This window comes from Naasia sp., from assembly GCF_025465545.1.
Classification (GTDB): Bacteria; Actinomycetota; Actinomycetes; order Actinomycetales; family Microbacteriaceae; genus Naasia.
Genome location: NZ_JAODMK010000045.1, coordinates 1 through 12,098 on the forward strand (window position 1 = coordinate 1; position 12,098 = coordinate 12,098).

10 protein-coding genes and 1 tRNA gene are annotated in these 12,098 nt (G+C 71.8%); 9 read left to right on the forward strand and 2 right to left on the reverse strand.

What is annotated here, in order from left to right; translation table 11 throughout:
• Positions 1-349 (forward strand): tyrosine-type recombinase/integrase (locus JWR33_RS11825; RefSeq protein ID WP_297412119.1); only part of this gene is annotated, 349 nt, incomplete at its 5' end.
• Between the two features lie 40 nt (positions 350-389).
• On the opposite strand, the gene JWR33_RS11830 is transcribed toward JWR33_RS11825, so the two are convergent.
• Positions 390-464, reverse strand: a tRNA-Arg gene (locus tag JWR33_RS11830).
• 214 nt (positions 465-678) lie between these two features.
• Between JWR33_RS11830 and JWR33_RS11835 the strand changes: the two genes are divergently transcribed.
• The gene (locus tag JWR33_RS11835) at positions 679-1,476 is read left to right on the forward strand and encodes a transglutaminase family protein (RefSeq protein ID WP_297412120.1); all 798 of its coding nucleotides are present in this window, start codon (positions 679-681) and stop codon (positions 1,474-1,476) included.
• A 7-nt stretch (positions 1,477-1,483) separates the two neighbouring features.
• Here the strand turns inward: JWR33_RS11835 and JWR33_RS11840 are convergent, their stop codons facing one another.
• The gene (locus JWR33_RS11840) at positions 1,484-2,080 is read right to left on the reverse strand and encodes a hypothetical protein (protein WP_297412121.1); all 597 of its coding nucleotides are present in this window, start codon (positions 2,078-2,080) and stop codon (positions 1,484-1,486) included.
• Between the two features lie 131 nt (positions 2,081-2,211).
• Here JWR33_RS11840 and argS point away from each other — a divergent pair, with 131 nt between their 5' ends.
• From argS to rho, 7 genes are all read left to right on the forward strand, one after another.
• Entirely contained in the window at positions 2,212-3,888 is a 1,677-nt protein-coding gene (gene argS, locus JWR33_RS11845) for an arginine--tRNA ligase (protein WP_297412122.1), read from the forward strand.
• Between the two features lie 65 nt (positions 3,889-3,953).
• Positions 3,954-4,655, forward strand: coding sequence for a DUF2993 domain-containing protein (locus JWR33_RS11850; protein WP_297412123.1), 702 nt, complete (start codon positions 3,954-3,956; stop codon positions 4,653-4,655).
• Positions 4,656-4,775: 120 nt separating this feature from the next.
• Positions 4,776-6,221, forward strand: coding sequence for a diaminopimelate decarboxylase (gene lysA, locus JWR33_RS11855; protein WP_297412124.1), 1,446 nt, complete (start codon positions 4,776-4,778; stop codon positions 6,219-6,221).
• Complete coding sequence (locus JWR33_RS11860; RefSeq protein WP_297412125.1) at positions 6,218-7,540, forward strand: homoserine dehydrogenase; 1,323 nt, start codon at positions 6,218-6,220, stop codon at positions 7,538-7,540. Before lysA ends, JWR33_RS11860 begins: the two co-directional genes overlap by 4 nt.
• A 2-nt stretch (positions 7,541-7,542) precedes the next feature.
• The gene (thrC, locus tag JWR33_RS11865; RefSeq protein ID WP_297412126.1) at positions 7,543-8,640 is read left to right on the forward strand and encodes a threonine synthase; all 1,098 of its coding nucleotides are present in this window, start codon (positions 7,543-7,545) and stop codon (positions 8,638-8,640) included.
• Positions 8,637-9,578 (forward strand): homoserine kinase, encoded by a 942-nt coding sequence (thrB, locus tag JWR33_RS11870; protein ID WP_297412127.1) that lies wholly within the window; start codon positions 8,637-8,639, stop codon positions 9,576-9,578. The genes thrC and thrB overlap by 4 nt, the downstream gene beginning before the upstream one ends.
• Positions 9,579-9,710: 132 nt before the next feature.
• Positions 9,711-12,095: a transcription termination factor Rho gene (rho, locus tag JWR33_RS11875; protein ID WP_297412128.1), complete on the forward strand. Its 2,385-nt coding sequence runs from the start codon at positions 9,711-9,713 to the stop codon at positions 12,093-12,095.
• The last annotated feature ends 3 nt before the right edge of the window (positions 12,096-12,098 follow it).

A 12,098-nucleotide genomic window follows, 5' to 3' on the forward strand; every position in this document is an offset into this window, starting at 1 on the left:
GGAGGGCAAGACGGCCGACGCGCCCGTCTTCCCCGGAAGGCGGTCCGGATCCTGGCTGCGGAACCGGGCGTTCCGGCGCGGCTACCTGACCGCCGCTGCTACTGCGATCGGAGCCGACGGGCTTACCCCGCACGAGCTCCGGCACACCGCGGCCTCGCTTGCGATCAGCGCCGGCGCGAACGTCAAGGCGGTCCAGCGCATGCTTGGGCACGCCTCGGCTGCAGTCACTCTCGACGTGTACTCGGACCTGTTCGATTCGGACCTCGACGCCGTTTCCGCGGCACTAGACGCGGCGATCGCAACTGCGGTTGTGTCCAAACCGCGTCCACTGCTTGCCCTGGTCGACTGACTCAGCTGCACGGGCTGCGGGCCTGACCTGGCCTTTTACGTGGTGCCCCCAGCAAGATTCGAACTTGCGCCCCTGCCTCCGGAGGGCAGTGCTCTATCCCCTGAGCTATGGGGGCAAAGGGAACCGATCCAGACTAGCAGGAGGCCGAAGGGGCACCCGCCGCCCGGTCCGCCGGTCGATGTCGCGGTCGCCGCGGCCGATCGCGAGGCGGGCGAGTTGCGCGCCGATCTGGGCCCGCGCCGATGAGACCGATGGTGGGTACTCCGGAGACCGTCATGGCGCCGCCAACCGGCGTGCCGGGGCGCCATTCCCCGTGCGAGGATTCCGGCATGAAGCGCAGCGTGTCGGCCTCCCTGGAGCTGGGAGTCGACCGCTCCGCCACCCTCGTCCTCTCGGTCGCCGTCGCCCGCCTGCCCGGACTCGAGGTGTCGGAGGAGCTGACCATCCTCGGCCCCGACGGCCGGGTCGAGCCTGCCGAAGTCGCCGACCTGCACGGCACCCGGCTGCACCGCTTCGAATCGGGTCCCGGACGGGTCAGCATCCGCTACGAGGCGGAGGTCTCGGGGCGCGCCGAGCCTGCGCCCGTCGATGACCTGGACCTCATCACCTACCTGAGACCGAGCCGCTACGCCGAGTCGGACTCGCTGCTGCCCACCGCCCAGTCGGAGTTCGGCGGGCTCGAGGGGCGCCAGCTCCTCGCCTCGGTGAGCAGCTGGGTCGGCTCTCATCTCAGCTACGTCCCGGGCTCGAGCGCCCCCACCGACGGCGCGACCCAGACCCTCCTGGACCGCAGGGGAGTCTGCCGCGACTACGCGCATCTCTGCGTCGCGCTGCTCCGCGCGCTGGACGTGCCGGCGCGGCTCGTCTCGGTGTATGCCCCGGGGCTCTTCCCGATGGACTTCCACGCCGTCTGCGAGGCCTTCGTCGACGGCGCGTGGCACGTCGTCGACGCGACCACCCTCGCACCGCGCCAGTCCCTGGTGCGGATCGGGACGGGCAGGGACGCGGCGGACACGGCGTTCCTCAACACCCACCGCGGCAACGTGGTGCTCGAGCGACTCTCGGTGCTCGCGATCGTGGACGAGCTGCCCCGCGACGACGTCACGTCGTTCGTGACGCTCGGCTGACCCTCTCCTACTGCAGGGCCGCCTTCACCGCGCTGATCAGCGGTGCGGCGTCCCCCGGCTCGTAGAAGGTCGGTGAGTCGGCGACGATCCAGTAGTCGCCCTCGAACACGTTGGCGATGCCGGTCGTGCCGGACTTCTCGAAGTAGTCGACGCCGCCGTAGGTGGGCACGGAGTGGCTGGTCAGCACCAGCCGGTTCTGCAGCGCCTCGATGTCGTCGGGGACCAGGTGGGCGACCGCGATCTCGATGGTCTGGCCGGTGGCGGGATCGATCCAGCCGCAGGTGACGCCCTCGAGCGTCGCGATCACCTCCGCGTCGCTGCCGGGAGAGGGTGCATAGCCCGGGTCGGCCGCGAAGTCCGGGTGAACGGCGGAGAGCTCCTCGGCCGTCACCAGCTCGTCGCAGGACTGCTCGACCGGGATCCCGACGGGTGGGGCGGGCGTCGGGACGGCGGGCGTCGGCTCGGCGGGGGTGGTCGGCTCCGGGGCCGGCTCGGCCGAGGAAGCCGGCTCCTCGGGCACGGGCTGCACCGGATTCGACGTGCAGGCGGCCAGCGACAGCATGCCGAGCAGTGCCAGCACCCCCGCGATGGACCGTCTCGTCACCGGATCTCCCCCTCCGCCGCCGGAGTCCGCTGAGAAAGGCAGGGACGAGCCGCGGGCAGGGTCGCAGAGTACCAACCGCGGGGAGAGTGGCCGGGATCGCGCCAGGCGAGTCCCGGCTAGGCTTGATCGCCGTGACTCCCGCCGATCTCGCCGACACCGTCGCGCGGCTCGTGACGGAGGCGGCCTCTCGGCGCGGCCTCGACGACATCCGCCCGACCGCCTCCGACGTGGCCCTGGAGCGCCCCCGCAACCGCGAGCACGGCGACTGGGCGAGCAACGTGGCGATGCGCTTCGGCAAGCGGTTCGGCACCACTCCCCGGGAACTCGCCGCCGAGCTCGCCGACGGCATCGCCGCTCTGGACGGCGTCCGCCGGGTCGACATCGCCGGGCCGGGCTTCCTCAACATCACGCTCGACACGGCGGCCGCCGCCGCCCTGGTGCGCGACATCGTGATCGGCGAGGGCAGCTTCGGCCGTGGCAACGCCCTCGAGGGCGTGAAGATGAACCTCGAGTTCGTCTCGGCCAACCCGACAGGACCGATCCACCTGGGCGGCACCCGCTGGGCCGCGGTCGGCGACAGCCTCGCACGCATCCTGCAGGCGCAGGGCGCCGAGGTCACCCGCGAGTACTACTTCAACGACCACGGCGCCCAGATCGACCGCTTCAGCCGCAGTCTCCTGGCGAGCTTCCTCGGCGAGCCGACCCCCGAGGACGGCTACGCCGGCGGCTACATCGCCGATATCGCCGCCCGCGTCGTCGCCGCTCATCCCGGCGACCTCACCGCCCTGCCCCGCGCCGAGGCGCAGGAGGTCTTCCGGGCGGTGGGAGTCGAGCTGATGTTCGGCGACATCCGGGGCCAGCTGCACGACTTCGGCGTCGACTTCGACGTGTACTTCCACGAGAACTCGCTGCACGAGACCGGAGCCGTCGAGCACGCGATCGCGCGGCTGCGGGAGCTCGGCCACATCTACGAGTCGGAGGGCGCGGTGTGGCTGCGCACCACCGAGTTCGGCGACGACCGGGACCGGGTGGTCATCAAGAGCGACGGGGAGGCCGCCTACATCGCGGGCGACCTCGCCTACTACCTCAACAAGAGGGAGCGCGGCTTCGAGCGCAACCTGATCATGCTGGGCGCGGATCACCACGGCTACATCGGCCGCCTGATGGCCGCCGTCGCCGCCTTCGGCGACACCCCCTGGGTGAACCTCGAGATCCTCATCGGGCAGATGGTGAACCTCGTCAAGGACGGTTCGCCGGTCCGGATGAGCAAGCGCGCCGGCACCGTGGTGACCATGGAGGACCTCGTCGAGGCGGTGGGCGTCGATGCCGCCCGGTACGCCCTGGTCCGGTCGTCCGCCGACTCCCAGCTCGACGTCGACCTGGACCTGCTCACCAAGCACAGCAACGACAACCCCGTCTTCTACGTTCAGTACGCCCACGCCCGCACCTGCGCGGTCGACCGCAACGCGGCCGCGTCGGGCGTCACCCGGGACCTGGACGGAGCCGAGGCCTTCTCGGGCGAGCTGCTCGGCCACGAGAGCGAGACGGCGCTGCTCGGCGCCCTCCAGGAGTTCCCGCGCATCCTCGCCCAGGCGTCGGAGCTGCGCGAGCCGCACCGGGTCGCCCGCTACCTCGAGGAACTCGCGGGCACGTATCACCGCTGGTACGACAGCTGCCGCGTGATCCCGATCGGCGACGCGCCGATCGAGCCGGTGCACCGCACCCGCCTGTGGCTGAACGACGCGACCGGCCAGGTGCTCCGCTCGGGCCTCGGGCTGCTCGGGGTCTCCGCCCCGGAGCGGATGTAGCCCCAGTGATCGACGCCCCAGGGAGGCCGAGGAGGCGCTTCCGTCGCCTCTGGATCGTCCTCCTCGTGGTCCTTGCAGTGCTGGCGGCGCTCGCGGTGGCGATCGACCTCGCCTCACGCCCCTTCGCCGAGCAGTATGTGGAGGATCGCATCGAGTCGAGCCTCCCCGAGGGCGTTCAGGGGAACGTGGACGTGCAGATCGGCGGCCTCTCGGTGATCGCCCAGTACCTGAGCGGCCGGTTCGACGAGGTCGACCTCGCCAGCACGGCCCTCACCGTCGGCGGCATCCCCCTGCAGGCGGACGTGCATCTCGAGGGTGTCCCGGTCGACCAGACCCGGCCCATCCGCTCGGTGAGCGGAAAGGTCCTGCTCGACGAGGAGGACCTCGACGCGCTGATCGCCGCTCAGGGGAACCCCGGGCACGTCCGGCTCACGGGCGGCAACGTCGAGTACACCGGCACCACACAGATCCTCGGCCTCGTCGATGTGGACTACCTGGTCATCACCCGCCCGGAGCTCAGCGGCGGGCGCCTCGAGCTCAGCCCGCTGAAGGCCCGGCTCGGCAACGGCGCCATCGACATCGACATCACGGCGCTCCTGCCGGTCGTCGCGCCGGGCGGACTCTCGATCTGCCTCGCCGAGAACCTGCCGGACACTCTCGCCGTCGACTCCCTCGTGGTCGGCAACGGCGCCGTCGCCGCCCGGTTCTCCGGGCGCAGCGTGCTCGTCACCGAGGAGGGCCTCGCGCGCCGCGGTGCCTGCTCCTGACCCGGCGCCCGGCGCGCGTCCCGGGGCTCCCCGCGCATTCGATAGGCTTCCCGGCGTATTTCGACGGCTTCAGGGACCAATCCGGGTTCGCTCGCCCCAGCAGATCTCCTGGGAGTTTCCGTGACCGCCAGCGGCACCACGTCCGCGAACCCGCTCGCCCCTGCCTGGCTCTCGCCGCCAGAGGACGCGAACGCGCTCGACCCCGCCATCTGGCCCGCCGGAGCCGAGCGCTCGAACGGGGAACTGGTGCTCGGCGGCGTCACCGCCGGCGCCCTCGCCGCCCAGTACGGCACGCCCCTCTACGTCGTCGATGAGGAGGACGCGCGGCGCCGCGCCCGCGGCATCCTGCGCGACTTCGGCCAGGCGTTCGGCGCGGTCGGCTCGAGCGTGAAGGTCTACTACGCGGGCAAGGCGTTCCTCTCGGTCGGCGTGGTGCGCTGGATGCAGGAGGAGGGCCTGCACCTCGACGTCTGCAGCGGGGGAGAGCTGGCCGTGGCGCTCGCCGCCGGGTTCGACCCGGCACGGATCGGCTACCACGGCAACAACAAGTCGCTGGCCGAGATCGAGACCGCGGTCGAGGCCGGAGTCGGGGCTCTCGTGCTCGACAGCCGCTGGGAGCTCGAGCGCGTGGCCGCCGCCGCCGCCGCCCGCGGGGTCCGGCAGAGGGTGCGGGTGCGCACCAACAGCGGCGTGCACGCCTCCACCCACGAGTATCTGGCGACCGCGCGCGAGGACCAGAAGTTCGGGATCGCCCTGCCCGACATCGCCGAGACGGTCGCGGCAGTCCGGGCGAAGCCGTCGCTGGAGCTCCTCGGCCTGCACTCCCACATCGGCTCGCAGATCTTCGACACCGGCGGCTTCGGCGAGGCGGCCCGCCGGCTGCTCGCCCTGCAGAAGGAGCTGCTCCAGGGCGGCCCGATCCCGGAACTCAACCTCGGCGGCGGCTTCGGCATCGCCTACACCAGCGCTGACGACCCGACGCCCCTCGCAGAGATCGCGGCGCAGATGGCCGAGATCGTCTCCACCGAGTGCGCGCGACTCGGCATCCCCGTCCCGGTCGTCGCGATCGAGCCGGGCCGGGCGATCATCGGGCCGGCCGGCGTGACCCTCTACGAGGTCGGCACCATCAAGGACGTCCGTGTCGAGGCCGGCGAGGGAGCAGCCGTCCGGCGGTACGTCAGCGTGGACGGGGGAATGAGCGACAACCCTCGCCCGGAGCTCTACGGGGCCGAGTACGCGGCCCGCATCGCCTCCCGGGTCTCCCCGGCCGCGCCGGTGCTCGTGCGGGTCGCAGGCAAGCACTGCGAGAGCGGCGACATCGTGGTGAACTCCGACTACCTGCCCGGCGACATCGCCCCCGGCGACCTGCTCGCCGTTCCGGCGACCGGGGCCTACTGCTGGTCGCTCTCGAGCAACTACAACCATGTCGGACGGCCGGCCGTGGTCGCCGTGCGGAACGGCGCCGCCCGGATCCTCGTGCACGGCGAGACGATCGCCGACCTGCTGCGCCGCGACGCCGAGGCGCCCGACCCCACATCCGTTCCCCTCTCGGAGGCCCGGTCATGATCGAGTACCGCACTCTCCGCATCGCCCTGCTCGGCGCAGGCAGCGTCGGCAGCCAGGTGGCCGCCCTCCTCCTCGAGCACGGTGACGAGCTGGCGGCCCGGGCCGGAGCCCGCCTCACCCTCACCGGCATCGCCGTGCGCGACCTCGACGCCCCCCGGGACACCGCCCTGCCCCCCGAGCTGCTCACCACCGACGCGCGGGAACTCATCCTCGGCGCCGACATCGTGATCGAGCTGATGGGGGGACTGGAGCCGGCGCGCGAGTACGTGCTGCTCGCGCTCGGCTCCGGCGCGGACGTCATCACCGGAAACAAGGCGCTCCTCGCCACCCACGGCCCCGAGCTGTTCGAGCTGGCCGAGCAGGTGGGCGCGCAGCTCTACTACGAGGCCGCGGTGGGCGGCGCGATCCCCATCATCCGCCCGCTCCGCGACAGCCTCGCCGGTGACCGCGTCAAGCGCATCCTCGGCATCGTCAACGGCACCACCAACTTCGTGCTCGATCGGATGGACTCGGCGGGGGAGGACTTCGCCACCGCGCTGGCCACCGCCACCGCGCTCGGCTATGCGGAGGCCGACCCGTCGGGCGACATCGACGGCTACGACGCCGCGCAGAAGGCCGCGATCCTCGCCAGCCTCGCCTTCCACACCCGGGTGCCCGTCGAGGCCGTGCACCGGGAGGGGATCAGCGGGATCACTGCGGAAGACGTCGAGGGCGCCCGCAAGGCGGGCTACGTGGTGAAGCTGCTCGCGATCTGCGAACGGCTCACCGACCCAGCGACCGGCACGGACGGCGTGAGCGCGCGGGTGTACCCGGCCCTCGTCCCCCGGGAGCATCCGCTCGCCGCGGTGCGCGGCGCCAACAACGCCGTGTTCGTGGAGGCCGAGGCCGCGGGCAGCCTCATGTTCTACGGTGCCGGGGCCGGCGGCATCGAGACCGCATCCGCCGTGCTCGGGGACCTCGTGTCGGCCGCACGGCGGCACGTCGCCGGCGGCCCGGGCGTCGCCGAGTCCACCTCCGGCGGGCTCCCGGTGCTCGGCATCGGCCAGGTCACCACTCAGTACCGGGTCACCCTGACCGTGCTCGACAAGCCAGGCGTGCTGGCCGGCATCGCGAGCGCCTTCAGTGAGCACGGCGTCAGCGTCGAGGCCGTCGAGCAGTCGATCGGCACGGCCGGCGGTGCCGCCGACGAGGGCACCGCTAGCCTGGTGATCGGCACGCACCGCGCCCCCGAGGCAGCGCTGGCGGCCACCGTCGCCGCTCTGAGCGACACCGAGGCCGTCGTGGCCGTGAGATCCGTCCTCCGAATCGAAGGGGAGTGAGCGTGGCCCATCAGTGGCGCGGCGTCATCCGTGAATACGCAGACCGGCTCGATGTCAGCGAGGCGACTCCGATCGTGACGCTCGGCGAGGGCGGCACGCCGCTGCTCCCCGCGGCCGCCCTCTCCCGGCGCACCGGCGCCGAGGTCTGGGTGAAGTACGAGGGGATGAACCCCACGGGCTCGTTCAAGGACCGCGGCATGACGATGGCCATCTCGAAGGCTCTCGAGCACGGCGCGAAGGCCGTCATCTGCGCTTCGACCGGCAACACGTCCGCTTCTGCCGCGGCCTACGCCACGCATGCCGGCATCACCGCCGCGGTGCTGGTGCCCGAGGGCAAGATCGCGATGGGCAAGCTCAGCCAGGCCATCGCGCACAACGCGGAACTCCTGCAGGTGCAGGGCAACTTCGACGACTGCCTGGACCTGGCCCGTGAGCTGGCCGCCCACTACCCGGTGCACCTCGTCAACTCGGTCAACCCGGACCGCATCGAGGGGCAGAAGACCGCCGCCTTCGAGGTCGTCGAGACGCTCGGCGACGCTCCCGACTTCCACTTCATCCCGGTGGGCAACGCGGGCAACTACACCGCGTACCACCGCGGCTACCGGGAAGAGCTGGACCGGGGCGCGACCACCACGCTGCCGCGGATGTTCGGCTTCCAGGCCGCCGGCAGCGCCCCCATCGTGCTCGGCAAGCCCGTGCGCAATCCGGAGACCATCGCGAGCGCGATCCGCATCGGCAATCCCGCCTCGTGGGAGCTCGCCCTCGCCGCCCGCGACGACAGCGACGGCTACTTCGGCGCCATCGACGACGCCAAGATCCTCGAGGCGCACCGCATCCTCTCCGCCGAGGTCGGCATCTTCGTTGAGCCCGCCTCGGCGATCAGCGTCGCAGGCCTCCTCGAGCGGGCCGAGGCCGGAGAGATCCCCGCCGGCGCGAAGGTCGTCCTCACGGTGACCGGGCATGGCCTCAAGGACCCGCAGTGGGCGCTGCGCACGGCCGACGGCTCCGACATCACGCCCACGGTCGTCCCTGTCGACGCGGCTCAGATCGCCGACCTCCTCGGGCTGACCGCCGACGGCGGCGCGGCGGGAAACGCGTGAGCGGGCTCACCGGCCGGTCCGTCACGGTCCGGGTGCCGGCCACGAGCGCCAACCTCGGCCCGGGCTTCGACACCCTGGGCCTCGCGCTCTCCCTCTACGACGAGCTCACCGTGACCGCGGTGGACACGCCGGGCGCCGTCGTCGAGGTCCACGGGGTGGGGGAGGGGGAGGTTCCCACCGACGAGACCAACCTCGTGGTGCGCGCGATCGCCCACACCTTCGCCGCCGCCGGGCAGGAGCTGCCCGGCCTCCGCCTCGTTGCCCGCAACTCCATCCCGCACGGGCGCGGCATGGGCTCGTCCGGCGCGGCAATCGTGTCCGGCGTGATGGCGGCGAAGGGCCTGCTCGAGGGCGTCGTCGAGTTCGACTCCGACCGGCTGCTCGCCCTGGCCACCGAGCTCGAGGGGCACCCCGACAACGTCGCCCCCGCACTGTTCGGCGGTCTCACCATCGCCTGGGTCACCGAGAACGGTCCGCAGCACAAGAAGCTCATCGTGCATCGGGGCGTCGCCCCACTCGTGTTCGTGCCCGAGCACACCATGTCGACTGCTCTCGCCCGCAGCCTGCAGCCGGAGTCCGTGCCGCACCAGGACGCCATCTTCAACGTCTCCCGGTCGGCGCTCCTCGTGGCCGCGCTCGTGCAGAGCCCGGAGCTGCTGCTCGCGGCCACCGAGGACCGGCTGCACCAGAGCTACCGAGCTGCGGCGATGCCGGAGACCAACCGGCTGGTGCTGCTGCTCCGCGAACACGGCTACGCCGCCGTCGTCTCGGGGGCGGGCCCATCGATCCTGGTGCTTGGCAGCGACCCCTCCCAGCGGCTCGCCGCGGCCGAGCTGGTGGCGGCCTCGTCAGACACCCCGTGGCAGGCGCTCATGCTGGCCGTCGACTTCAAAGGTGCTACTGTTGTGCCGAATCCGATGGAATCGTCGCGGTCTTAGCGACGTCCGGCCCCGTGCTCGTGCAGGTGGCCGCAACATCGGCAAATGTTCAGAACCCCTGGTTCCCCGGTCGCACGCGATCGGCACGACCGGTGCGGTAACCCAGATCTTGGGGACAAGGAAACCTTTTTCGTGACTGATGCCGACATCAGCGCCGCGCGTGCGGCCTCACTGACGGCCCTCCGCCTTGCCGAACTGCAGGCGATCGCCGGTGCGCTCGGCATCAGGAACGCAGCCCGACTCCGAAAGGGAGAACTCGTGGACGCAATCTCCGACGCGCAGACCGACTCAAGCACCGAGGTGCTCGACTCCGACACTGCGCAGAACACCCCCGCCGACGCCGGCCAGGACGCCCCGGCCCAGGACGCGGCAGAGCAGCCGGCCGAGGCCTCACAGCCGGCCGAGCCCGAGCAGCCCGCCGAGCCCGAGCAGCCCGCCGAAAGCGCTCAGGCCGCCGAACCCGAGCAGGCATCGCAGCCCGCCGAGGCCGAGGAGGTCCCGGTGACCGAGGCCCCGGTCGGGGCCGAGCAGACCGCCGCGCCGGTTGCGGACGCCGAGCCCGCCGAGGATGCCCCCGCCCGGACCGCCGCCGAGGCGGCTCCGGCAGCTGAGGCTCCCGCCGACGACGCATCGACCGAGCCCGCCGCCGCTGAGGTCACCCCCGAGACTCCTGCGGCCGAGATCCCCGACGCAGTCATCGAGGCGCCGGTGGCACCCGAGCGCAAGCGCCGTCCGTCGCGCCGGGTGACCGCCGCCGATCCCTCCGCGCTTCTCGTGCCGGTTCCCGAGGACGCTCCGGCCGCCGCGCCGAAGAGCGCCGCAGACCACGTCAACCACGGCGAGACCGGCATCACCGAGGATCTCGAGGGGAGCAGCGTCGAGACCGACGAGGCACCCGAGGAGGGCCAGCACGACGGCACCCACCCGGAGGCGCAGGACGAGTCCGTCGCCGCCGAGGGCGAGCCCCGTCAGGGACGCCGTGGCCGCGGCCGCGATCGCAACCGTCAGCAGGGCGATCGCCAGCAGGGCGAGCGCGGCCAGCAGAACGACCGCGCCACCCAGGGCGACGCCGCCCAGGAGGGCGAGCGCTCTCAGGGTGACCGTCAGCAGGGCGACCGCCGCCAGAACGCACAGGGGGACCGTCAGCAGCAGGGCGAGCGCCAGCAGGGCGAGCGCCAGCAGCAGGGCGATCGCCAGCAGGGTGACCGCCAGCAGCAGGGTGACCGTCAGCAGCAGGCCGCCGCCCAGCAGGGTGACCGTCAGGCTCAGGACGCCGAGCGCGGCGGTCGCAGCCGCTACCGCGACCGCAAGCGCCGCGGCCCGGTCGGAGACGACTTCGAGCCCGAGATCAGCGAGGACGACGTCCTCATCCCGGTCGCCGGCATCCTCGATGTGCTCGACAACTACGCGTTCGTGCGCACCACCGGCTACCTGCCCGGCGCGAGCGACGTCTACGTCTCGCTCGGCCAGGTCAAGAAGTACAACCTGCGCAAGGGCGACGCCGTGGTCGGCGCGATCCGGCAGCCGCACGACGGCGAGGCAGGCCGACAGAAGTACAACGCCATCGTCAAGATCGACTCCATCAACGGCCTCCCCGTCGAGGAGGCGGCCGGTCGCGTCGAGTTCAGCAAGCTGACGCCGCTCTACCCGCAGGAGCGCCTGCGCCTCGAGACGGACTCGGCCAAGCTGTCGACCCGGATCATCGATCTGGTGGCTCCCATCGGCAAGGGCCAGCGCGGTCTCATCGTCTCGCCGCCCAAGGCCGGCAAGACGCTGATCCTGCAGGCCATCGCCGGCGCCATCGCCAAGAACAACCCCGAGGTCCACCTCATGGTCGTGCTCGTCGACGAGCGTCCCGAAGAGGTCACCGACATGCAGCGCACGGTGAAGGGCGAGGTCATCGCCTCGACCTTCGACCGTCCCGCCGAGGACCACACGACGGTCGCCGAGCTCGCCATCGAGCGCGCGAAGCGCCTCGTGGAGCTGGGCTACGACGTGGTCGTGCTGCTCGACTCGATCACCCGCCTCGGCCGCGCCTACAACATCACGGCGCCGGCCTCCGGCCGCATCCTCTCCGGCGGCGTCGACTCGGCCGCTCTCTACCCGCCCAAGCGCTTCTTCGGCGCCGCGCGGAACATCGAGAACGGCGGATCCCTGACGATCCTCGCGACGGCACTCGTCGAGACCGGCTCCAAGATGGACGAGGTCATCTTCGAGGAGTTCAAGGGCACCGGCAACATGGAGCTGCGCCTCTCGCGCGGCCTCGCCGACAAGCGCATCTTCCCCGCCGTCGACGTCAGCGCCTCCGGCACCCGCCGCGAGGAGATGCTGCTCGGCACCGACGAGGTCAAGGTCACCTGGAAGCTCCGCCGCGCCCTCGCCGGCCTCGGCGAGCAGCAGGCCCTCGAGATCGTGCTCGGCAAGCTCAAGGAGACGCAGTCGAACGTCGAGTTCCTCATGCAGATCCAGAAGTCGCTGCCCGCCACGAACGGCAACGGCCACCGCAGCGAGGACTAGGCC

Coding starts and splice junctions, on each gene's coding strand:
- JWR33_RS11860 (WP_297412125.1), top strand. CDS start 6,218: ATGATCGAGTACCGCACTCTCCGCATCGCCCTGCTCGGCGCAGGCAGC.
- JWR33_RS11835 (WP_297412120.1), top strand. CDS start 679: ATGAAGCGCAGCGTGTCGGCCTCCCTGGAGCTGGGAGTCGACCGCTCC.